The following is a 23,619-nucleotide window of genomic DNA, read 5'->3' on the forward strand; positions in this document are numbered from 1 at the left end:
AATTCAGATATCTTCTTTCCCTACTATGAGTTTTACACCTAACCTGTACTTGTTATGAAAAAGCGCTATTTGCTGTTATTGGGCTTATTGAGTTGTCTAGCGATAGTCTTCTCTGGTTATAAGCTGGTTTTTAACATTCCAGAACACCCTCAACTGATCACCGTGGGTGAAAACAGCGTTGGACAACCGTTAGTCTGCTATCAGGACGACAATGCTTTGCCTTTAGACAAACAAGGTCAGCTGAGCCTTCTAGTGTGGAATATCTATAAGCAGAACAGAGAGGGCTGGAGTGAAGAACTTAGCCGTTTAAGTTCAGATGCGCAGTTACTGCTGCTGCAAGAGGCCAGCCTGAACACAGGATTAAAACAGTGGCTGTCAGAGCAAGGGTGGGAAGGTAATCAAGTCAACGCCTTTAAAGTGATGGGGGAGTCTGCTGGAGTCATTAATCTGGCTCGGACGACACCTAACTTAGCCTGTGGTTATACAGCGATGGAACCTTGGTTAAGACTTCCTAAATCGGGAATCTACGCTCGATATCCTCTCAGTAACGGGCAAGTGCTCGCAGTCGTGAATTTACATGCGGTTAACTTCACCTATGGCACAGATGAATACCAACTTCAGTTACAGGCATTAGCCAATGAATTGAGTCAGCATACTGGCCCCATCATTGTTGCTGGAGACTTCAATAGCTGGAGTGAAGAGAGAATGAGTGTGATGAAGCAGGTACTGACTTCTTTAGGGCTGAGTGAAGTCGTTTTTTCTCCTGATAACCGAGTGCGTTTTATCAGCGGTTTGCCCTTGGACCATGTGTTTTATCGGGGCTTAAAGCTAGAAAAAGCAAAAGCGCCCGAATCGGACGCTTCTGATCATACCCCTTTACTGCTTAGCTTCAGCTTATTGCAATAGTGATAGCCCAGATACCGTAGTAAGCAACCCAAGGCAAGGTAGCAATAACGATTGCCTGAGCGCGCTCTATTTGCGTCCAAGTAATGACCGCGGCGTAACCTAGGAAAATGTACCAAGGCAGTAGCAGAGGGAATGAACTGGTAAAGGGTGACCAAGGATTGGTTAACGGCAGCTTAATTAATCCATTCACACTGTTGAGATCGGCTGCGTAGCTCATCACTTGTCCATGCTTTAGCAGCATGCTTGCATAGCTGGCTAGATCGCCGATAACGGCTGGAAAAATGACAACTGAGCTTGCTGCAAACCATTTCCAAAAACCTAATTTTGTTGAGCCTTGACGGGTTGCAAGGTTAAACCAAAGCGCCAGAAGAACGATAGTCAGCGTGCGGCTCATAACGTCACTGATGATTTCACTCGCCAGTAAAGTATCAGCTTCCAGTAAGTGAATAAGATCAGGATTCGTCGCTTCCATCTGAGCGGATAAGCCAGCTTTAAGCCATTCGAAATCGACATTTGCAAAATAAGCTCCCCAGAATAGGAACGGGGTGATCAGCAGTACAATAAATGGCTGCCATCCCCATGCACTTCTTTCATACAGTGCAGCAAAGCAATCTTGAGGTGAACGGAAAATATCCACCAGCATAATTAAAGGATTACTGGACGGGTTCATACACTAACCTTAGTGACATCGACATAGAGTTTTAGATTCTGACCTGGTTTCAGGTATTTGTTATTAGACAAGTCATTCCATTTCACTATGTCTGCTGTTTTCACTTTGAACTTGCTGGCTATTGCACTGAGTGTATCGCCGTTACGCACTTTATAGAAAACCGTGCGGATGATCGCGCCATCAGTGTTATTTTTCCAAATCACCAGCTTCTGCCCGATACTCAAGGTATCTCTTGGCCCCATTCCGTTCCATTTAGCCAGTGCAGTGGTCGACACATTGTGTTTACGAGCGATTGTCCATAGGTTGTCACCTCTGGCAACAGTATGAGTCAGCTTGTATTTGCCTCTGGCAATGGATTGGGTTTTCTGCAGACGGTTATTGGCACTCAGAACATACGCTTTCTCATCTTTCACCGATGTTGGAATCATCAAATATTGTCCAACACGGATAGAGTTGCCTGAAAGGTTATTGGCAGTCTGAATTACTTTAGTTGTGGTGTTGTGATGTGCGGCAATCACACTCAGGCTGTCGCCACTTTTCACTTTGTATCGAACTAACTTCATTCCTTCTCCACGGTGCTTTGCTGCATTCGCTAGGAAGGTGTCTGCTTTATCGACTGGCAGAAGTAGTTGGAATGGACCGTTCGGTGCGGTAGCCCATTGATTGTATGCTGGGTTGTAGCTTTGAAGTTCTTTAACATCCAAGCCTGCATATTTTGCCGCGATAGCAAGGTCGAGTTGTTCCTGAGGATCAACTAACTTCAGCACGGGTTTGTTGGCAATGGCAGGAAGTTGGATACCGTATTTTTCCTGATTAGCGATGATGTCAGCAAGTGCGAGTAGTTTTGGCACATAACCGCTGGTTTCTTCAGGTAAATCGAGTGAGAAGAAATCGATAGGTTTCCCTAAGCTTTTGTTTTTGCGAATAGCACTGGAAACTCGACCGCCGCCACTATTATAAGCCGCGATAGCGTGTTGCCAGTCACCGTCAAAACGCTTACTTAAGTTGGTTAAGTATGTCAGAGCAGCATCGGTTGATGCATCAACATCGCGACGACCGTCGTACCAGAAGTTCTGCTCAAGGCCGTACATTTTTCCTGTTGCAGGCACAAACTGCCATAAACCTGCTGCGCTACCGTGTGAATAAGCAAAAGCATCAAACGCACTTTCTACAATTGGCAAAAGGGCTAGCTCAAGGGGTAAGCCTCTTTGCTCAATTTTCTCGGTAATGAGGTATAGGAATGGTTGTGCACGCTCAGCCACTTTTTGTAAATGGCTTGGGTGTTTCAGGTACCAAGTGCGGTAGTAATCAACCGATTTTTGCTTGGGAATACCCATAGTCAGTTGCATGGCAATACGTTGCCAGACATCTTCTTGTTCTTGTGGCGTAATCACGACAGGTTCAACAACGCGCTCAACGGATGCAGGTTTCGGTGCTACCGTTGGTTTTTTCTTAGTGACTTGCTGTTGAGGCGTGTTTACTTCAACTTCGTTTTGTGTGGTTTGTTCTGCTGTCTGGTTAAGTTGGCACCCCGCCAATAAGAGAGCCAACAGACAGCTGGTTTTTACTCGCATGCAAAACAATCTTTTCAGTAAATGGCTGGAGATAATACTTGCCTATTTATTACCCTGACAAGTGGCAAATTCCTAAAAATCGTTTTTCCATTCGCGTAATGCGGTAAATATTGATATAGGATCATTTTGCGCGGTTCGATTTGCTACCGACTTGATTACGCTTGCTTCTCTTGTACGCAAGAAGGGGTTTATCCATTTCTCTTTTCTTAGTGTGGTCGGAATGGTCGATTTGTTTTGAGCTCTAAGACGAATCACTTCATCACGATAAATTTGTAACTGTTCGTTATTTGGCTCTACTGCAATAGCAAAAGCGATGTTGCTCGCGGTGTATTCATGAGCGCAATACACTTCGGTCTCTTCTGGTAAGGCTAGAATTTTTTCTAACGAAGTAAACATCTGCTCCATGGTGCCTTCGAATACTCGGCCACAACCACCGGAGAAAAGCACATCGCCACAAAACAGCTTGCCATCACCTGCATAGCCAATATGACCTAAAGTATGCCCCGGCAATCCCAGCACCCAGAAACGTTCATCAAACAATTCAATTTGGTCACCTGCGGTGACTTTTTGGGTCAAATAAGGCACTGGGTCATCACTTGGGCCAATGATTTCGATATTCGGATACTGCTTAACAAGCTCGCGAATTCCGCCTGTATGATCCTTATGATGGTGGGTAATTAAGATCGTTTCTAATGTGAGATGGTGTTGTTCCAAATAAGCCAGAACAGGCGTTGCATCGCCGGGATCAACAACAGCGCAACGGTTGTCGCTATTTTGAATCAGCCAGATGTAATTATCGTTAAATGCAGGTATGCTTTTGATCTGTAACATGAGTTGTCTCCAGTCACCTTGGTGAAGCGGGTTAGCGATGAAACCAGCACGCAGCGAAAAAAAAATTGAGAAGCCTCATTCTTGGTCTCAATTGAAAAATGGTCAATGGGTTAGTGAGTCTATCCAAACACGGCTCGATGAGTGGTGCCCGAAACTATTTGGTTATCATATGCTAAAGCTGGGCGGCTTGAGTTGCGAGCTTGCCAGTTGTAACTGCAATATTCAACATCAAGTCCATTTAGACAAAACAAATCCATTGCATACAGTGATCGCCGATGATTTCGATTTGCCCTTCTTCGAAAAAAGCATCGATACAGCCATCCTTGCACATCAACTGGATTATAGTAGCGACCCGCACCGTATGTTGCGAGAAGTCGACAGAGTACTGATTGATGATGGCTACATTATTATCACGGGTTTTAATCCTATCAGTTTTACTGGTCTTGCGAGCTTAATGCCGTGGCGCAAAAATAATTTGCCTTGGAGCGGTCGAATGTTCACACCAAATCGAGTTAAAGACTGGTTAGGGCTGCTGAACTATCAGGTGATTGAGTGTGACCAATATGCACTGTTTCCGATGCAGAGGTACCGCACATTCTGGACTTGGTTGGAAAATGGCAGAGGGGATTTTGGTTCAACGTTTTGTAGCTTGTATTTTATTGTTGCCCGTAAGCGTACTTATCCACTTAAACCGATTAAACCGCACTGGCGTTTGAAACGGCGGCTTTCTCCTGTTGGAGTAAACTACCGCATCAAACACGATGAAAAATAGAAGTTATTCAGGCTGATAACCTACATCTTCTTCTGTTGGGTTTTCAGCTGCCGCTCGTGCTAGTTCGTCACACATTTCGTTTTCTCTGTGTCCTGCATGACCTTTTACCCAGTGCCAGTCAACTTGGTGGCGAGCTGTTTCATGGTCAAGCGCTTGCCAGAGATCCGCATTTTTTACCGGTTTATTGGCAGAGGTTTTCCAGTTGCGTTTTTTCCAGTTGTGGATCCACTGAGTGATACCTTGACGCACGTACTGGCTGTCTGTGGTGAGAATAACATGGCAAGGTTCTTTGAGAGTTTGCAACGCAACAACGGCTGCGAGCATTTCCATGCGGTTGTTCGTGGTGAGCTTATAGCCTTTTGCTAGGGTCTTTTCGTTGCTCTTGTAGCGAAGAACAACACCATAACCGCCAGGGCCAGGGTTGCCTAAACACGATCCATCAGTGAAAATTTCCACCTGTTTCTTCATGATTTGATACTATTGGGTTACGCACACATTTGGCATAGTCTGACATATATATCCTTATGAATACTAGCAGCAATTCTGAATACGACCGCATTGTGGTTCTCGATACCGAAACCACGGGTATGAACCTAGAAGGTGGTCCACATTACGAAGGCCACCGAATCATTGAAATCGGTGCGGTGGAGATCGTCAATCGAAAACTCACCGGACGCCATTTTCACGTTTATCTCAAGCCGGATAGACCTATTCAAGATGAAGCGGTTGAAGTTCACGGTATTACCGATGAGTTCTTGGTTGATAAACCGGAATATCGTGATGTTCATGAAGAATTTCTGGAGTTTATTAAAGACGCGGAATTGGTCGCACACAACGCGCCGTTCGACGTCGGCTTCATGGACTATGAATTTTCTAAGTTAGGTGGCAGCTCACTTAAAACCTCACAGATCTGCAAAATCACCGACACCCTTGCCATGGCGAAGAAAATCTTCCCCGGCAAACGCAACAACTTGGACATTCTCTGTGAACGTTATGGCATAGATAACTCGCACCGAACGCTGCACGGCGCTTTACTCGATGCTGAGATTCTTGCTGACGTTTATTTGTTGATGACTGGTGGTCAAACGTCGCTCCAGTTTAATGCTGGCTCACAAACCGAAGGCGACAATGGTGCTGCATCGATTAAACGAGTAGAAAGTGGACGAAAAGCGCTAAAGGTATTGATGGCTACCGCCGATGAAATAGAAGCGCATCAAGAGCGTTTAGATTTAGTCGCGAAGAGTGGCTCTTGTCTTTGGCGTCAGTAAGAGTGGTCTATTTTAGGAGATGATATGTTGAGGATTGGAATTGCTCTTTTGGGGCTCCTCTTGAGTTTGAATACTTTCGCTAGCCGTGAATCCTCACTTTCTTTGTTAGATAACCGATTTCGTGTTGATCCTACCATCACTCAAATAACGTTTGTCATCTACCGAGAGCAAGGTTCTCAGCCCGTAGTCTTGGTTCGTCCTGACGGTAAGAAGTATTACGCGACGCGAAATCCAGATAACGTACGTTGGTATCAAGAACCGACGATGGACATCATTTCTATCGACAATCCTATGCCGGGGCCTTGGCAAGCGATAGGTAAAGTGTCGCCTAAAAACAATGTAAAGCTGATTTCACATCTGCAATTGACCTCAGATACCTTTCCAACCCGAATTTATCAAGGCGAGGAAATGAAGTTCACGGCTCGCTTAACTTCAGATGACAAACCTCTTCTGCTTAAAGATTTCCTTGAAAGGGTGAATCTCAAAGTTACTTTTCGTAAATATATTGAAGATGAAGAGAGCTTAGTAAAAGAGGCGCGACCTGTACCAACAGTGATTGGTGAGTTTGCTGATGATGGGCGAGATTTAGATGAAAAGCCCGGAGATGGCGTTTTTACGGTTAAGCTTAATATTACGCCGGAACCTGGCAAATATCGGGTGCGAATTACTTCTGGTAATGGCGTGTTTTTACGCGCGCTTGAACAGGAAGTGCTGGTGTACCCATCACCACTCAGTTCGAGCTTTATTCAGTCGCGTGTCGCGAACGAACCTCATCAGGTGGTGATCAGTGGTGAGCAGGGCATGATTGAGCCCGGTTCGCTTGCCGCGCATATTCGCCATCAATCGCCCGATAATAAAGAGTTTCTTGTTGAAGGCGTTGCCGAGCCTGAATCATTAAAAATGACGCTCACGGTTCCTTATGATGGAGATTTGGGTAACTACGCGTGGGAAGGTGGTGTTTATGCTACCGATTTGGCTTCTAAGCGTCCGTTGTATTTCCCGATTAAAGAGAGTACATACAGTGTGGTTCAAGAGCTCGATCTTGAACAAGCTCGATTGATGCAAGAAGCGGAAGCAGAACAGCGCCGTAAAATCGCTCAAGAGCATTTGTTGCAAAAGGTGCGAGAAGAACGACGTACTCAATATATTATTTATATCGCTATTGGCAATGTAGTTGTGATTCTTCTGGCTTTGGTAGGCTGGTTCTTTATGCGTAAGTTTAAAGCTCGTAAGGAAATGCTGCCTGAAATGCAGCTCAATATGCCGAAGAAATAATACAGAGCGGATAAAAGGAAAGGGAGGTTAAACCTCCCTTTTTTACGTTTTAACTGATGTGATTTTTTGCTTAATTTTTATCTAAGCGACTTGTTCCAGTTTGGTTTTTGTCTTTTTTGCCGCAAGTTCCGCAGGTGCAAAGTCATCAACATTAATGGTGTACAAGCGGTGGCTTTCAGCCTCGATTAAAAGTTCTGCTTCTTGTTCATTGATGATCTTGTTAGCTAACCCTTCTGCTGCAACTTTATCGAGTTGAGTGAATGGGTAACGTTTATCAAGCGCCTTACATACTTTATCGAAAATAGGTTCAGCTTGAAGGATAACGCTTAGCGCCAGTTCAATACGACCTGCTGGGTTATGTGCCGTAGGGGCTAAATACTGGTTGCGGCCAAGGCGTGTACGTGTTGCGCTTGGTGTTTGCAGTATTTGCGCCAGCTTGCTGTCCAGTTTGTCGTTTGGTCCTTTGCGAACGCGACCAAAAGGCAGAATTAAGACACGTAGTACTTTGCCGATCACAGGGTTCGGGAAGTTCGCAAGAAACTCATCTATCGCGACTTCTGTTTGTTTCAAGCTGTCTTGTAATCCCCAATGAACCAATGGCAAATCTTCAACCGGACGATCATCGTTCTCAAAACGTTTCAGGGTTGCTGAGCTCATGTATAGCTGGCTCAAAATATCACCAAGACGAGCAGATAAACGCTCCTTGCGTTTCAAAGAACCGCCCAAAACAGCCATAGATATGTCAGCTAAAAGCGCTAAGTTCGCACTGTAACGGTTTAGCTGTTGGTAGTAGCGTTGTGTCGCATCTTTGGTTGGTGAGTAAGAGCCGATACCATCGGTTAGACCTAACCAGATACTGCGAATTAAGTTGCTGGTGGTAAAACTAACGTGACCTGCCAATGCTCTGTCAAACTGCTCAACAGCATTCGAACTTTCAGAGTGAGCGGCTTCCATCTCTTTCAATACATAAGGATGGCAGCGAATCGCGCCCTGACCAAAGATGATCATTGAACGAGTCAGAATGTTTGCGCCTTCTACCGTAATTGCAATTGGCGAACCTTGATAACCTCTCGCCAAGAAGTTTGAAGGACCTAAACAGATACCTTTACCGCCGACAATGTCCATCGCATCAATAATTGAACGTTGACCACGATGGGTACAGTGGTATTTCACAATGGCAGAAATTACCGATGGCTTCTCACCAAGGTCGATACCTGCAACGGTCAAATTACTTGCCGCGTCCATCACATACGCGTTACCTGCCAAGCGTGCTAATGGCTCTTCAATACCTTCCATTTGACCGATAGGTTGTTTGAACTGACGACGAATACGCGCATAAGCACCTGTTGCCAACGCCGCGCTTTTTGTACCGCCAGTTGAGTTTGACGGTAGAGTGATACCACGTCCAACCGACAGACACTCAACCAACATTCTCCATCCTTGGCCTGCCATATCTGGGCCACCGATAATGAAATCTAGCGGAACAAAGATGTCATTACCGCGAGTAGGACCATTCTGGAATGGAACGTTAAGCGGGAAGTGGCGGTTACCGATTTCCACACCTTTTAGATTGGTTGGAATAAGGGCACAAGTGATACCAATGTCTTCTTTCTCACCAAGTAGGTGTTCTGGATCTTGTAATTTAAATGCTAAGCCCAGTACGGTCGCTACTGGTGCAAGAGTAATATAGCGCTTGTTCCAAGTCAGTCTCATACCAAGCACTTCTTTGCCTTCCCATTGGCCTTTGCAGACAACGCCGAAATCCGGAATTGAACCCGCGTCTGAACCTGCTTCTGGGCTGGTTAGCGCAAAACATGGGATTTCTTTACCTTGTGCAAGTCGAGGTAGGTAGTAGTCTTGCTGTTCTTTAGTACCGTAGTGTTGCAGTAGTTCGCCCGGACCTAATGAGTTAGGTACGCCCACGGTTGATGAAAGTACACCAGATACCCCAGTCAGTTTTTGCAGAACTAATGACTGCGCATATGCCGAAAACTCTAAGCCGCCGTATTTTTTCTTAATGATCATGGCGAAGAATTTGTTGTCTTTCAGGTACTGCCAAACCTCTGGAGGAAGGTCTGCCAGTTCGTGGGTCACTTGATAGTCATTGACCATGGCACAGACTTTATTCACAGGCCCTTCAAGAAAAGCGCGTTCTTCTTCACTTAACTGCGGCGCAGGAATGTCGTGCAGTTGCTGCCAATTCGGTTTGCCTTTGAACAGCTCTGCTTCCCACCATACCGTACCTGCATCTAACGCTTCTTTTTCTGTTTGCGACATAGCAGGAAGTACTTTTTTAAATACGGTTAACGCCTTTGCGCTAATTGCAGCTTGGCGAATAGAAGGAACAGTAAAAAGCGCGATTGCGGCCAAGTATAAGCTCCAGCCGATTATCCCTACTGGGCCAAATAGCGAGAGCACCAGCATAGTGATGGTGAGAGCCGCGAGTGATACAAACAAGGAAGTTCTGTGATACAAGCAAGCGCCGAGTACTGCAAAGAACCCTAATGTTGAGAGCAAGATGTCCATGTTAATGTCCTTATAGTCATGCTGTTTGTTTTTTCGAGTTTTCAGCATTCATTTTTTATGAGCTTTCTGAAGTTGTTAAAGTGGTCTAACCAGTAAAGTGTAAATGAATTATTAATAAAATGTAAAACCATTAAATGTTCAAAAAGTGATCTAAGTAGAGTGAATAGTCTAAAGTGTGCGCTCTGATTCGATTCCAGAGAGATGAAAATTGTTCTCATAGTGCAATTATTGAGGCTTATCTATCGACAGAATCACAGGTTTGGGTAAACTCAATAGTGTCCTAGCTCTCGAAGAAGAGAGTTCATCTGCAAGCAGATTTAAGAAGAGAATAACTATGTATCAGGATCTAATTAGAAGTGAACTAACAGAAGCCGCTGAAGTGTTGAACAAATTTTTGAGTGACGATCACAACATCGCTCAAATTGAAGCTGCTGCTAAGCTTATTGCTGATTCATTCAAACAAGGCGGTAAAGTGCTGTCTTGTGGTAATGGTGGCTCACACTGTGACGCAATGCATTTTGCTGAAGAGTTAACAGGTCGTTACCGTGAAAACCGCCCTGGTTACCCTGGTATCGCTATTTCTGATCCAAGCCACCTTTCATGTGTGAGTAACGACTTCGGTTATGATTTTGTTTTCTCTCGTTATGTTGAAGCGGTTGGTTCTGCTGGTGATGTACTGTTTGGTTTATCGACTTCTGGTAACTCAGGCAACATTTTAAAAGCGATCGAAGCTGCAAAAGCGAAAGGCATGAAAACGATCGCTTTGACGGGTAAAGACGGCGGCAAAATGGCAGGTATTGCGGATGTTGAAGTTCGCGTACCGCATTTTGGTTATGCTGATCGTATCCAAGAAGTACACATCAAAATTATCCACATCATTATTCAGCTTATTGAAAAAGAAATGGAATAATTGATGTTCATCGGGCTGGTTTTTATCACAAGTTATAAAGGCCAGCTCGAAACATGATCAGTAGTCAGGAGTTTTAGGGTAGTAGGAGAGAGAGTTAAGATGTGTGAATTGCTCGGAATGAGCGCCAATGTCCCGACTGATATTTGTTTTAGCTTTACTGGTTTGATTCAACGTGGCGGTAATACTGGACCACACCGAGATGGTTGGGGTATCACGTTTTATGAAGGTAAAGGCTTTCGAACATTTAAAGATCCTAATCCTAGTTACCAATCCAAGATTGCACAGTTAGTCCAAGAATACCCAATCAAAAGCTGCGCGGTGATAAGCCATATTCGACAAGCCAATCGAGGCGGTGTCAATTTGGAGAATACACACCCATTTACCCGTGAGTTGTGGGGGCGCTATTGGACTTTTGCTCACAATGGACAACTCACTGATTACGAAGATTTGCCAACCGGTCGTCATCGTCCTGTCGGAGAAACAGACAGTGAAGCCGCATTTTGCTGGTTACTCGATAAGTTAGAGAATCGCTATCCCGAACCACCGAAAGATATGCACGCGGTATTCCGCTATATCTCTTTACGCTGCGATGAACTTCGAGAGAAAGGTGTGTTCAATATGTTGCTGTCTGATGGTGAATACCTGATGACATACTGCACTAATCATCTTTACTGGATCACTCGTCGAGCGCCATTTGGCCGAGCAGCTTTGCTGGATGAAGATATTGAAATCAACTTTCAGGAAGAAACGACTCCGAATGATGTGGTCTCAGTGATTGCCACTCAACCTTTAACCGGAAACGAGCAGTGGCAAAGAATGAAGCCGGGTGAATTTAATATTTTTCACTATGGTGAACTGTTCGAAAGTAACAGTGCTGATTTAACCGACGTAGCATTTGCGGCGCCTAAGCCAGGAAACCAAGCGCCTACAGAGCCGCTTGAGTGAAAAGCTGAACATAAAAAACGAACATGAAAAAAGGGTTGATGCAGTATCAACCCTTTTTGCTAGCTTTAAATCTAAGCTTTAACTAGCGTCTATTCGCTAGCATAACCGTGCATGCCTAAAGGCTCGCCGTCTAAGAACGCTTTGCCTTCAATCATCTCAAGTCTGCCTTCAACGAACCACTGAGTTACTAACGGGTAGATACGATATTCTTGATTTTGAACGCGCTCTGTCAGTATCTCTACAGTATCTTCATCAAAAATAGGCACTCTTGCCTGAAGAATCACGGGACCACCATCGAGCTGTTCAGTCACAAAGTGAACACTGGTGCCATGTTCTTCATCACCCGCGTGGATAGCACGCTGGTAAGTATTCAGACCTGGGTACTTAGGTAACAGTGAAGGGTGAATATTGATCATACGTCCTAAGTAGTGACGTACAAATTCACTACTCAGAATACGCATATAGCCCGCTAAAATAATAAGGTCAGGCTTATATTCATCAATTTGCTCCATCAGGGCATGATCGTAAGCATCACGAGTCTCATACTCTTTTGGATCGACAAATACTGCCGCTGCACCTGCTTTTTTAGCTCGCTCTAAGCCATAAGCAGTTGCTTTATTCGAAAAAACAGCCGTTACTCTGCCTTCACTAATGCTTGACTCACAAGCATCGATGATCGCTTGTAAATTGGTACCATTTCCTGAAATTAAAACAACAATACTCTTCATGGATTAATTGATCTCTACTTGCTCTTCACCAGCTTGAGCTGCTGCAATTTCACCGATAACCCATGCGTTTTCGCCTTCTGCTTTTAGAAGGTTAACCGCAGCTTCAGCTTGGTCTTGTGGAAGGGCAATGATTAGACCAACACCACAGTTAAACGTACGGTACATTTCGTGAGTATCTACGTTGCCTTTCTCTTGTAGCCATTGGAAGATCACAGGCCATTCCCAGCTCTTACCATCAATAACCGCTTTGGTACCTTCAGGAAGTACGCGAGGGATGTTTTCCCAGAAGCCGCCGCCAGTGATGTGAGAAATAGCGTGAATGTCGTGTTCAGCAATCAGTTTAAGACCAGATTTGATGTAAATCTTAGTTGGTTCAAGAAGGTGTTCACCAATCGTTTTACCTTCAAGAAGCTCATTTTTGTCAGCTGCAGAAACTTCTAGAATTTTACGAACTAGAGAGTAACCGTTTGAGTGTGGACCGCTAGAACCCACAGCAATCAGTGCGTCACCGACAGAGACTTTAGTACCGTCAATGATGTCTTCTTTTTCTACTACACCAACACAGAAACCAGCAACGTCGTAATCTTCGCCTTCATACATTCCAGGCATTTCAGCAGTTTCACCACCGATTAGAGCACAGCCAGCTTGAACACAGCCATCTGCAATGCCAGAAACAACGTCAGCTGCTGTGTCTACATCCAGCTTACCTGTTGCGTAGTAATCTAGGAAAAACAGTGGCTCAGCACCTTGTACAATCAGGTCGTTTACACACATAGCCACTAAGTCGATACCAATGGTGTCGTGCTTTTTCATATCCAAAGCAAGACGAAGTTTGGTACCAACACCATCTGTACCAGAAACAAGTACAGGTTGTTTGTATTTGGTTGGAAGCTCGCACAATGCACCAAAGCCACCAATGCCACCCATTACCTCAGGGCGACGAGTACGCTTTACAGCACCTTTAATTCGTTCAACAAGTGCATTGCCTGCATCGATATCTACGCCAGCATCTTTGTAGCTAAGTGAAGTCTTGTTACCGCTCACGGGGAAGTTCCTCGGTCTAGTTGGATATGAAAACGGCGCTATTCTACAGGGCTTAAAACAAAAAGGAAAACGTTTGCGTCAGTTTTTTATCGCGATTTTTGGTCGGTAAAGTTGAAAAAATAGGTGTATAATCCCGAGGTTTATTTAAATTGTGCCGGAGATGGAAATGAAAGTTGTTGAAGTTAAACACCCTCTTGTTAAACATAAACTAGGCTTGATGAGAGAAGGTGATATCAGCACTAAGCGTTTTCGTGAGTTAGCGACGGAAGTCGGTAGTCTATTAACTTACGAAGCAACTGCAGACTTTGAAACTGAGAAAGTGACCATTAATGGTTGGAACGGTCCTGTAGCGGTTGACCAAATTAAAGGTAAGAAAGTGACGGTAGTTCCAATCCTACGTGCTGGCTTAGGCATGATGGATGGCGTTCTAGAGCATATCCCAAGCGCTCGTATCAGTGTTGTGGGTATTTACCGTGATGAAGAAACTCTAGAGCCAGTACCATACTTCAACAAACTTGCTTCAAACATTGAAGAGCGTATTGCGCTAGTTGTTGACCCAATGCTGGCTACTGGCGGTTCAATGATCGCAACTATCGATCTGTTAAAAGAGAAAGGCTGTAACCAAATCAAGGTATTGGTTCTAGTTGCTGCACCAGAAGGTATTGAAGCGCTAGAAAAAGCTCACCCAGATGTTGAGCTTTACACTGCGGCGATTGATGAAAAACTGAATGACAAAGGTTACATCGTTCCGGGTCTTGGTGACGCAGGCGATAAGATTTTTGGTACTAAGTAACTTAAGTTATTGAAAATTAGGTTACTGAAAAGAAAAGGGAGCTTAGGCTCCCTTTTCTGTTTTTGTTTTTTATTGTTGCCGAGTTCTTACTTCTTCAAACCTAAAGTTCCACCAACTCTAGGTGTGTTTGAAGGCTTATTGTTGCCTCTCGCACTTTGCTGATTCGGTTTGCTATGTTGAGGTTTACCTTGGTGGGCTCTGCCTTGACTCTCACTTCTCGCTTTTCCTTTCTTTGAGTTTGGCGCATGGCGGAAGGTATCAGCATTGTGACCTTGATAAGTTTTGTCTTTAGAATAGCTCGCTTTCTGGTTTCTGCGAGCTTTTGATTCTCGGTTTTCTTCTCGGCTATCGAACAGTTTCGCATCTGTCGCTTTGCGGATATTGTGTCCTTTAGCGTCGACTTTTGAAGCTTCTTCAGTACCAGTAGAATCCTCACACATCGCCAGAATCTCTGCTACTTCAGCGTCAGTCAGATAGCGCCATTTTCCGTTTGGAATGCCATCTAAAGAAATATTCATAATACGTACACGGCGCAGTTTAAATACTTCATACCCTAAGGCTTCACACATACGACGAATTTGGCGGTTGAGACCTTGAGTCAAAACAATACGAAATGAAAATTTGGTCTCCATTTCTACCTTACATGGCAAGGTCACCGTATCGAGAATTCTGACGCCAGAAGACATCTGTTTAATAAAATCAGGTGTAATTGGCTTATCGACACGAACAACGTACTCTTTTTCGTGATTATTGCCAGCACGGAGGATCTTGTTAACGATGTCGCCATCGTTAGTCAGGAAAATCAAGCCATCTGAAGGTTTATCTAAGCGGCCGATAGGGAAAATACGGCTCTTATGACCGATAAAATCGACAATATTCCCCGGAACATCTCGTTCAGTCGTACAAGTGATACCGGTAGGTTTGTTGAGCGCGATATAGATAGGCTTTTCTTTGTTGCGAAGTGACTTACCGTCAATCAGCACTTCATCATCATCGGTGACTTTGGTACCCATCTCAGGCACCTTACCATTGATGGTCACTCGACCTTGGTCAATGAGCTTGTCGGCTTCGCGACGAGAGCAGTAACCTGTTTCGCTGATGTATTTGTTTAGGCGTTTGCCTTCAGATTGTGACATGTTGTCTCCTGTAACGTTTCACAACGGCTTTTTCTTTTGAAAACGAATCTATGTGTTCAAAAAAACGAATGAGGGCGCATTCTAACAGGTATCTATGCTTAGCCAAGCCGTTTCTGGTGGCGCTCTCTGTTTTCGTTTTTCTTCTCAACGCTTTTCTTAAACAAGACATAAAGTGCGCCAGTGCCGCCGTGGAAGCGCTGTGCGCTATGAATACATTGCACTTCTTTCATTTGAGTTAACCAGTGCGCGACAAAACTTTTCATCAATGCGGGAGGATTAGAACGCTCTCCTTTGCCATGAACGATAATCACGGTTCTGATATCCATGCGCATGCATTGATTAACGAAGGCTACCACTTCCTCACGAGCTTGTTTGAGAGTCTTGCGGTGCAAATCAAGGCGAGCCTGAATCGGGTACTTACCCAAACGCATCTTTTTGTAGACACCATCCTGAACACCATCACGTTTAAACTCGACGTGGTCGTCTGGTTTTAGCATCGGTGCATGGTCAATAGAAAGATAATCAGGGTCATTTTCTGAATGGGTAATGGCGGCTTCACGTTTAGCGAGTTGGGCCTCAGTAACCTGATAAGACTTACTAAGTTCGGCGGTATCTTGCTTGATCGGTTTTACATCACCCATCATTTGATGAAATAGTTCGAAATCATCTTGAGACTCGAAGTCATCGTTAGACATAGTGCTATCTCGAATTAATCATGGAATCTCGGAAGTATAACAATCAAGACTGCTCAAGCAACCAGTTCTGTTTGTCTAGCCAAAGCGTGTTTGTGATGTATCACTGGGACAAGCTTGCAAGGAAGTCACTGAACTAGCCAAGGGATAGCCGATCAAGAGTCTAGCTAACAAAGTAGTCAGCTCGATTAGGAGCAAATTGCGGGCAATAAAAAACCGGAGCAGACAAGCGATCAACTCCGGTGCAAAGCGTGATTCTATTTAAAAATAGATGCTAAGCGATCTAGTGAGGAGATTTGTCATTCAGTACTTTGTAGATGAAATAGCTGCCGTAAAACAGCATCAGTCCTATAGCGCCGAATATAACCAGCATTGAAGATAACCCAACTGCATTACCGAACAGGAGATCTAACCATAAGTCCATAGTATTTCCTCTAGAAGTGCTTAAGACATTGCATAAGTTAAATTCTGGATAAAAAACCGACACTGATCTGGATCAATTGTGATTGATAGGTTGTGTGAATGTTTCTTTAGCTGTGTATTTGGTCACATTTTATAGTTTGTTGATTGGTTTTTGAGCGAACGAACTGAAATTAAGAAAAAGTTAATTAAATGACTTGCGTAACCAAACAGAATCCGTAATATACGCCCCGTTCTCGGTGAATAGCGCAGCTTGGTAGCGCATCTGGTTTGGGACCAGAGGGTCGGGGGTTCGAATCCCTCTTCACCGACCATATTTAGAAAAAGGCTCTAGTCGAAAGACTGGAGCCTTTTTCGTTTCAGGTTGTTTAAGGATTCGAACAGAGTGGGGTTCGTCTGATGTTCAGGATCTGGCTCTTCATCGACCATATTTAGAAAAGGCTCTAGTCGAAAGACTGGAGCCTTTTCCGTTTCAGGTTGTTTAAGGATTCGAACTAGAGTGGGGTTCGCCTGATGTTCAGGATCTGGCTCTTCATCGACCATATTTATAAAGCTCAGCAGAAATGCTGGGCTTTTGTCGTTTTGGGATACCAATAATCATTAAGAACTAGGCTAACTAGGCTGCGTTAAAAGAACTCGCAGTTTGCTTTTTGGCTTCGGTTCTTCTGTGTGATGTTGAAACCTTTCTTTTCCAGCAGTTCAATAAAACTCTGTTGACCGATTAAGTGAAGCGCGCCAACAATCATGACATATTGACCTTTTGAATTAGGTAAGAACTTGCCTGAACTTATTTTATTGGCCCAATCTTGGTTGCGTTCAGTTACAAAAGCTTGTTCCATTTCTGGTGACATCTCAGTCAGATGCATCATCTTTTCAAGGTTCAGTCTATCGCCCGCTTTCCAACTCTCTATCATGCAGTGAGTCATAGTTTCATTGCTTTCCCACTCTTCGATAATACTGACCAACAACTCTTTGCCGTCTTCTGGCTGACGGGTTAGCAGATCAATCTGAAATTGCATCGTTTCTAAAGGTACCAATGGAACCTTAGTTTCTATCGCTTTTTGCATCAGATGAAGGTCGACCCCATCTTTTGTTTCGTAGCCGAGTTTTTGTAATTGTAAGAACTGAAGTGATAGAGCGGCACTCCATGGCGGAAGTGTATGGAATTGCTCAACATTCAGTCCAAACTCAGAGGCGATGTGATCAAGATTGAATAACTGCTCTTGAGACAGAACTTGTGCTGCTTGCTTGGACGCTGGGGGATAGACGATTTGCTGTTGCTGGGTTGTGTCTGATTCGACAATCAGCCCGTCACTGTTATTGAGTGCTTGGTAGATATCATCAGGTAATGGAAACATGGATGGTTCCCCTACATGCACAGAGCCAATAATGGTGAGACTGACTTTGCCGTTTGTTGCGTTCCAGTACAAAGGTTCTGCATGAGCAGAAAAGATAACAAAAGGTAGCAACCAACGAAGCGTTTGAGTAATGCCAAACATGCTGTTTCCTATTCCAATTCTAAACTAGGATAAAAACCTTACTTTAGAAGAGATTAGCTTAGTTATACTCAGAGCGCTCCATTTAATCGTTAATGACTACCTTCAATTGCGATTCGCTATGTTTACTTTTAATCGACTAGTGAAAGCGTGTTTTGACGAGTCGTAGTCGGTTAGCATTACTCACTACCGTAATGGAAGACAGCGCCATAGCCGCCCCAGCCACTACTGGGCTGAGTAAAAATCCAAATGCCGGATAGAGCGCACCCGCTGCAATAGGGATACCAAAGGTGTTATAAACAAACGCACCGAACAAGTTTTGCTTCATGTTTTTAATGGTGGCTTGTGATAGCTCGATGGCGCTGACTACTGATAACGGTGATGAGTTTAATAGTGTCATTTGCGCGCTTTCTATCGCTACATCACTGCCGCTGCCCATTGCGATACCAATATTTGCTTGAGCAAGAGCAGGCGCGTCATTAATGCCATCACCTACCATAGCAACAATACGGTTTTGTTTTTGTAGTGCTTCAATATGCTGAGCTTTTTGGTCTGGCAACACCTGTGCAATGACTTGGCTTATGCCCAGTTTGCTGGCGATAGAATTCGCTACGCTTTGGTTATCACCTGTCAGCATCACGGTATGAATTCCCATCTCGTTAAGCGCCTGAATTGCTTGTGATGCACTTTCTTTTACAGGATCGGCTATCGCAAACAGACCAATCAGTTGTTTGTCGAGAGCAATAGCAACCGGTGTCCAAGCATTTGATGAGAACTCATCAAGCGTTTGCTGTGCTTCGGCTAGATCGATTTCTAGAGACTGGAAGTAACCGACAGAACCAATATGTACCGTTTGGCCTTGATAATCTGCTTGTATGCCTTGACCACGAGAGTTAACGAAGTTTTCAATCGTTGCTGCCGTGATTTCATTTTCTTTGGCATACAGACACACTGCTTTAGCTAAAGGATGTTCTGATTGTAATTCCAAGGCATAAGCGAGACTCAACACCTTTTGTTTGTCTGCATTAAAAGCCACAAGTTGTTGAACGCTCGGTTTGCCTTGAGTAAGAGTGCCTGTTTTATCAAACACAACCGTATTGATTTTGCTGGCAGATTGCAAAACGTTGGCATCTCGAATCAATATTCCCATTTCAGCCGCTTTACCCACGCCAACCGTTACAGACAAAGGTGTCGCCAGACCAAGCGCACAAGGACAAGCAATAATCAGTACTGTAGTTGCAATAACCAACATGTAGCTGACTTTCGGTTCAGGGCCAAACCAGTACCAAATTAGCGCAGAAAAAATCGCGATTAACACCACGGTCGGAACAAATACCGCCGAAATTTGGTCAGCCATTTTTGCGATGGCTGGTTTACTACTTTGAGCCTGACGAACCATCTTGATAATGCGCGAGAGCATGGTTTGTGAACCAATGCCAGTAGCTTCAATCAATAAGCTACCATCCTGATTGATGGTGCCTGCTGAAACATGACTTGAAGCCGATTTATGTACAGGAATCGGTTCGCCAGTCAGCATGGATTCATCAACATAAGAGCTGCCTTCTAATACCACGCCATCGACCGGAGATTGTTCACCCGGTTTTACTCGTAAAGTCATCCCTTGTTTGATATCTGCGATAGCAATAGTTTGCTCTGTCGTCTCACCGTTATTGGTTACAACCAGAGTGGCTTTTTGTGGTTGCAAATTAATTAGAGCTTGCAGTGATTGCGTAGTTTTGGCTTTGGCTTTGGCTTCGATGTAATGACCGAGAGAAATCAAACCGATGATCATTGCTGTCGCTTCAAAATAAACGTGACGAGCATTATCTGGGAACCAGTTTGGCGCAATGACGACCAGTGTTGAATAGAACCAAGCTGCACCTGTGCCCAAGGCAACGAGTGTATCCATAGTGGCACGGCGGTGAGTTAATGCTTGCCATGCGCTGGTGAAAAATCCTTTTCCTGCGGTAGATAAAAGTGCTAGGCACAGTAATCCCACCACACCCCAAGCCATTTGGTCGCTGGTGGTTTGGATCATCATGTTGCCACCGAATACACCCCAGGCCATTAAAGGCACACCCATGACTAAACCAAGAAACGCATTACGTTTATGTTCTTTCTGGATATTGTCTAAATGGAGTTGTTGTTTCTTTTGTTGCTCGGCTGGGTCATCGACCCATTCAGCCTGATATCCTGCTTGGCTGACTGCTGCCACCAATGCCGATGTGACATCTTGATTTGAAATGACTAGAGCACTTTGTTCAGCCAGATTTACCTGCGCTTTTTCTACTCCTGGAACCGAAAGCAAGGATTTCTCTACAGATGAAACACAGCTGGCACACGTCATACCTTTAATCAGTAAGTGAGTATTTACTAAATCATCAGTTTGGGTTGTTAGCTCAGCAGGCTCTGGTTCAGCCGATGCTTGCTCTTCAGTAGCGGCTTTAGGCTCTGCAATTTTCTCTTGCTGAGCAGGCTCATCTGCGGTTACTTCAATTTGTTCTTCTTCATCAACTTGAGGTGCGTTGATGAGAGTCGCTTGGTAACCAACCTCTGCCACTCGGTTGATAATTTCTTCGTGTGAGCTTGAAGTAATCAGTGTTAGAGATTCTTTGGAAACATTCAGACGAGCTATATCGTCAAAGGCCTGCAAATGCTTAGTGAGCTTATTTACACAATTGCCGCAGTTTAACCCTTGCAGACTAAATTGCAGAGTGTTACCTGCGCGATAGCCCAGCGATTCAATACTGTCGATGACCTTTTCGAGCGGAGAGTTGACATCCAACTCGATAAAAGTGGGTGATAGGGTTTGGATTTCAACCGTAAAATCAGCGTTGAGTTGACGTTCAACTTTTCGAGCGCAACCCATGCAGTTCAAGCCTGATAAAGGTAATGCGTAATGGCCCATTTTCTTTTCCTCCAATCGACAGTAAGAAAAGCATAAACCTTGACCTAAAGGTAAGGTCAAGCTGTGTGGCGAAATAATAAACGTCGTTTGTTACTCGTCTTTCTCAAACGAGGTTGAATATGAATTAATCTTCCATTGTGGAATTAGTCATCAATGGTAAAATGGCGCCAAATTTTATCCTTTCAGTCGCAGTGGCTTAATGTGCCACTGTTGTTTTTATATCTAAGGAAGTCAAATGACGGTTAAAACTCGTTTTGCCCCAAGTCCTACGGGCTATCTTCACGTTGGTGGTGCACGTACAGCACTTTACTCTTGGTTATACGCAAAAAGCCAAGGTGGTGAATTTGTTCTACGTATTGAAGACACTGACCTTGAACGTTCTACTCAAGCAGCAGTAGATGCGATTCTTGAAGGTATGAGTTGGTTAGGTTTGGAATGGGATGAAGGTCCTTACTACCAAACAAAACGTTTTGATCGTTATAACGAAGTGGTCGATCAACTTCTAGCTCAAGACAAAGCTTACAAATGTTATGCGTCTAAAGAGCTTCTCGACGAGATCCGTGCTGAGCAAGAAGCGAATAAAGAAATGGCTCGTTACGATGCGAACCACCCTAAAATCAAAGCGGTGAATGCAGCAGCGAAAGAGGGTGACCCTTGCGTTATTCGTTTCCGCAACCCGAAAGAAGGCAGCGTAGTATTTGATGACCAGATCCGTGGCCGTATCGAAATTCGTAACGACCAACTTGATGATCTGATTATCCGCCGTACTGATGGTTCTCCGACTTACAACTTCTGTGTTGTGGTTGACGATATCGATATGGGTATTACTCACGTTATTCGTGGTGAAGACCACATCAACAACACGCCTCGTCAAATTAACATTTACGAAGCGATTGGCGCGAAAGTTCCAACGTTTGCTCACTGTGCAATGATCCTAGGCGACGATGGCGCTAAGCTGTCTAAACGTCATGGCGCGGTATCTGTAATGCAATACCGTGACGAAGGCTACTTGCCTGAAGCGTTGATCAACTACCTAGTTCGTTTAGGTTGGGGTCATGGCGACCAAGAGATCTTCACTCAAGAAGAGATGATTAACTTGTTTAGCCTGAATGCGATTTCTAAATCAGCATCAGCGTTTAACACTGACAAACTACTTTGGTTGAACAACCACTACATCAAGTCTTCAGATCCTGAGTATGTGGCAAAGCACCTAGAATGGCACTTTGATAACCAAGGCATCAACAAGGCTAACGGTCCAGCATTAGCAGATATCGTGAGCCTTGTAGGTGAGCGTTGTCATACACTTGTTGAGCTTGCTCAGCAGTCTCGCTACTTCTATGAAGATTTCTCTGAGTTTGAAGAAGGTGCGGCTAAGAAGCATCTACGTGGCGTAGCAAAAGAGCCTCTAGCGCTTGCGCTAAGCAAACTTGAGGCACTGACTGAGTGGACAACAGAAGCTCTACATCAAGTGATTGAACAAGTATGTGCAGAACTTGAAATCGGCATGGGCAAAATTGGTATGCCTCTACGTGTAGCAGTCACTGGTGGCGGTCAATCACCTTCTGTAGACGCCGTAATGCAGCTAATTGGTCAAGAACGTGTTATTACGCGTATCAAGATGGCGCTAGCATTTATCGAAGAGCGTGAAGCTAACGCACAATAAGTCATTTATTGAGTGATGAAAAAAGCTGTGGCGTAACAACCACAGCTTTTTCGTTTTCTGGTGTTCGGGAATTTTTTAGATAGCAATGAGTTACTCAGTTTAATCGAGATTATTTCAAATCAATACTGCTCAAACGTCCCATATAAATAAGAATATCCAAACAGTCTTTATGGGCTTCTAATAGCGCTTTTTTCGTTTTGGTATAAGCGGCGAGTTTGCCGTGTTTATTGATAGAGCAAACCACACTCTTAAAGGTACATTTACCTTTATTGTCGTAATCGCGCCAAGCCGCAATATAACAAGCATCTCGGCTATCTGGGTTATCGCTTGTTGGGCGAGGTTTGTAGATAATTTTAGGCTCTAAGCTATGAGGTAAACGCGTCATCAGATACGGGTCTTTCAATATGCGTCGCCAATGCTTGCCCCACATATCTCTGCCTAATTCGTTTCTCAGCTTAATCGCCTTTTTCAGGCCTTTTGTTTCTCCTAGACGTATGTAACCGACCGATCTGTGCAAAACACTATCATCGGGAGTATGAATATGAATCTTATAAGCCGTTTTAGCTTTAGAGATAAATCGGTGGCCAGTATTGGTTTCTAGGTTACTTTTCTTCATAGGCTAACGGTTTCCCTTACAGCTTGATGGGCTCTAGATGGCAGGTTTCTTTCTCTAATTTCAGCACTTAGTGGTACCGAAAATCGGAAGAGTTTAATGATCACCTAGAAGCAGCAAGAGTCTTAGGGTTATCAATATTTTTATTAATAGTAATTTTAGATGAAATCCCGAATAACGAGAATAAACAGTCTAGTTGAATGTTTATTTTTTATATCAAAATTGAGTCAGGATTCTGCGAGATGAAACTTTGTTCTTTTATCCGCGACAAGGTTGAATAGATTTCAGAACATAGACTACGTTTAAAGTTGATGATCAACATGTCACTTATGTAACAGCTATGACGTAAGGTTAATGTTTGTCACAATTTTCAACGTTTACCACATGGAATGTTTTATCGTAACTATATTGTAATTATTGTGTAAATTATTACTAAGGACGAGTGATTC

The 23,619-nt window shown here is 44.1% G+C and carries 21 protein-coding genes and 1 tRNA gene; 9 read left to right on the forward strand and 13 right to left on the reverse strand.

The genetic code is table 11. The features are described 5' to 3' along the window. The first annotated feature begins 54 nt into the window (after positions 1–54). Complete coding sequence (locus HKI82_RS05140; RefSeq protein ID WP_171137370.1) at positions 55–906, forward strand: endonuclease/exonuclease/phosphatase family protein; 852 nt, start codon at positions 55–57, stop codon at positions 904–906. Here the strand turns inward: HKI82_RS05140 and HKI82_RS05145 are convergent. From HKI82_RS05145 to gloB, 3 genes are all read right to left on the reverse strand, one after another. Next, on the reverse strand, positions 890–1,576 hold the full coding sequence (locus HKI82_RS05145; protein ID WP_102986785.1) for a YIP1 family protein: 687 nt from the start codon (positions 1,574–1,576) through the stop codon (positions 890–892). The genes HKI82_RS05140 and HKI82_RS05145 overlap by 17 nt on opposite strands. Continuing rightward, on the reverse strand, positions 1,573–3,150 hold the full coding sequence (locus tag HKI82_RS05150) for a LysM peptidoglycan-binding domain-containing protein (protein ID WP_171137371.1): 1,578 nt from the start codon (positions 3,148–3,150) through the stop codon (positions 1,573–1,575). Before HKI82_RS05150 ends, HKI82_RS05145 begins: the two co-directional genes overlap by 4 nt. A gap of 72 nt (positions 3,151–3,222) precedes the next feature. Continuing rightward, on the reverse strand, positions 3,223–3,981 hold the full coding sequence (gloB, locus tag HKI82_RS05155; RefSeq protein ID WP_171137372.1) for a hydroxyacylglutathione hydrolase: 759 nt from the start codon (positions 3,979–3,981) through the stop codon (positions 3,223–3,225). Between the two features lie 37 nt (positions 3,982–4,018). On the opposite strand from gloB, the gene HKI82_RS05160 reads away from it, so the two are divergent. Beyond that, positions 4,019–4,753 carry a class I SAM-dependent methyltransferase gene (locus tag HKI82_RS05160; RefSeq protein WP_102940345.1) on the forward strand — a complete coding sequence of 245 codons (735 nt, stop codon included), beginning with the start codon at positions 4,019–4,021 and terminating at the stop codon, positions 4,751–4,753. A gap of 3 nt (positions 4,754–4,756) precedes the next feature. Here the strand turns inward: HKI82_RS05160 and rnhA are convergent, their stop codons facing one another. Next, the gene (gene rnhA, locus HKI82_RS05165; protein ID WP_102940344.1) at positions 4,757–5,221 is read right to left on the reverse strand and encodes a ribonuclease HI; all 465 of its coding nucleotides are present in this window, start codon (positions 5,219–5,221) and stop codon (positions 4,757–4,759) included. A gap of 56 nt (positions 5,222–5,277) precedes the next feature. Between rnhA and dnaQ the strand changes: the two genes are divergently transcribed. Further along, positions 5,278–6,021, forward strand: coding sequence for a DNA polymerase III subunit epsilon (gene dnaQ / locus HKI82_RS05170; protein WP_171137373.1), 744 nt, complete (start codon positions 5,278–5,280; stop codon positions 6,019–6,021). A gap of 24 nt (positions 6,022–6,045) precedes the next feature. Continuing rightward, complete coding sequence (locus HKI82_RS05175; RefSeq protein WP_171137374.1) at positions 6,046–7,296, forward strand: TIGR03503 family protein; 1,251 nt, start codon at positions 6,046–6,048, stop codon at positions 7,294–7,296. Positions 7,297–7,377: 81 nt separating this feature from the next. Here the strand turns inward: HKI82_RS05175 and fadE are convergent, their stop codons facing one another. Further along, positions 7,378–9,822: an acyl-CoA dehydrogenase FadE gene (gene fadE / locus HKI82_RS05180; RefSeq protein ID WP_102940341.1), complete on the reverse strand. Its 2,445-nt coding sequence runs from the start codon at positions 9,820–9,822 to the stop codon at positions 7,378–7,380. Positions 9,823–10,156: 334 nt separating this feature from the next. On the opposite strand from fadE, the gene lpcA reads away from it, so the two are divergent. Together lpcA and HKI82_RS05190 are read left to right on the forward strand one after the other, a co-directional pair. Further along, a complete protein-coding gene (gene lpcA, locus HKI82_RS05185; protein ID WP_042480066.1) occupies positions 10,157–10,732 on the forward strand; it encodes a D-sedoheptulose 7-phosphate isomerase in 576 nt (191 codons plus the stop codon). Positions 10,733–10,831: 99 nt separating this feature from the next. Next, positions 10,832–11,677, forward strand: a complete 846-nt coding sequence (locus HKI82_RS05190; RefSeq protein WP_171137375.1) for a class II glutamine amidotransferase — start codon at positions 10,832–10,834, stop codon at positions 11,675–11,677. An 89-nt stretch (positions 11,678–11,766) separates the two neighbouring features. On the opposite strand, the gene purN is transcribed toward HKI82_RS05190, so the two are convergent. Both purN and purM read right to left on the reverse strand, forming a co-directional pair. Further along, positions 11,767–12,405, reverse strand: a complete 639-nt coding sequence (gene purN / locus HKI82_RS05195) for a phosphoribosylglycinamide formyltransferase (protein WP_102940339.1) — start codon at positions 12,403–12,405, stop codon at positions 11,767–11,769. A gap of 3 nt (positions 12,406–12,408) precedes the next feature. Next, entirely contained in the window at positions 12,409–13,449 is a 1,041-nt protein-coding gene (gene purM / locus HKI82_RS05200) for a phosphoribosylformylglycinamidine cyclo-ligase (protein WP_102940338.1), read from the reverse strand. A gap of 166 nt (positions 13,450–13,615) precedes the next feature. Between purM and upp the strand changes: the two genes are divergently transcribed. Beyond that, entirely contained in the window at positions 13,616–14,242 is a 627-nt protein-coding gene (gene upp, locus HKI82_RS05205) for a uracil phosphoribosyltransferase (protein ID WP_042480745.1), read from the forward strand. A gap of 86 nt (positions 14,243–14,328) precedes the next feature. Here upp and rluF read toward each other — a convergent pair whose 3' ends face one another. The 3 genes from rluF to HKI82_RS05220 form a co-directional block, all read right to left on the reverse strand. After that, positions 14,329–15,378 carry a 23S rRNA pseudouridine(2604) synthase RluF gene (gene rluF / locus HKI82_RS05210; protein WP_171137376.1) on the reverse strand — a complete coding sequence of 350 codons (1,050 nt, stop codon included), beginning with the start codon at positions 15,376–15,378 and terminating at the stop codon, positions 14,329–14,331. Positions 15,379–15,476: 98 nt separating this feature from the next. After that, positions 15,477–16,073, reverse strand: coding sequence for a DNA endonuclease SmrA (gene smrA, locus HKI82_RS05215; RefSeq protein ID WP_102940335.1), 597 nt, complete (start codon positions 16,071–16,073; stop codon positions 15,477–15,479). A 280-nt stretch (positions 16,074–16,353) separates the two neighbouring features. Then, on the reverse strand, positions 16,354–16,494 hold the full coding sequence (locus HKI82_RS05220) for a DUF3149 domain-containing protein (protein WP_042480052.1): 141 nt from the start codon (positions 16,492–16,494) through the stop codon (positions 16,354–16,356). 233 nt (positions 16,495–16,727) lie between these two features. Between HKI82_RS05220 and HKI82_RS05225 the strand changes: the two genes are divergently transcribed. After that, a tRNA-Pro gene (locus tag HKI82_RS05225) sits at positions 16,728–16,804 on the forward strand. A gap of 312 nt (positions 16,805–17,116) precedes the next feature. On the opposite strand, the gene HKI82_RS05230 is transcribed toward HKI82_RS05225, so the two are convergent. Both HKI82_RS05230 and HKI82_RS05235 read right to left on the reverse strand, forming a co-directional pair. After that, entirely contained in the window at positions 17,117–17,989 is an 873-nt protein-coding gene (locus HKI82_RS05230) for a TraB/GumN family protein (protein ID WP_171137377.1), read from the reverse strand. A gap of 136 nt (positions 17,990–18,125) precedes the next feature. Then, a complete protein-coding gene (locus HKI82_RS05235) occupies positions 18,126–20,894 on the reverse strand; it encodes a heavy metal translocating P-type ATPase (protein WP_171137378.1) in 2,769 nt (922 codons plus the stop codon). Between the two features lie 235 nt (positions 20,895–21,129). Here HKI82_RS05235 and gltX point away from each other — a divergent pair, with 235 nt between their 5' ends. Beyond that, positions 21,130–22,557, forward strand: a complete 1,428-nt coding sequence (gltX, locus tag HKI82_RS05240) for a glutamate--tRNA ligase (RefSeq protein ID WP_171137379.1) — start codon at positions 21,130–21,132, stop codon at positions 22,555–22,557. Between the two features lie 109 nt (positions 22,558–22,666). Here the strand turns inward: gltX and HKI82_RS05245 are convergent, their stop codons facing one another. Beyond that, positions 22,667–23,173, reverse strand: coding sequence for a Fe3+-citrate ABC transporter substrate-binding protein (locus HKI82_RS05245; protein ID WP_102940331.1), 507 nt, complete (start codon positions 23,171–23,173; stop codon positions 22,667–22,669). Positions 23,174–23,619: the final 446 nt, after the last annotated feature.

The organism is Vibrio plantisponsor, from assembly GCF_013041605.1.
In the GTDB taxonomy this organism is placed as follows: Bacteria; Pseudomonadota; Gammaproteobacteria; order Enterobacterales; family Vibrionaceae; genus Vibrio; species Vibrio plantisponsor.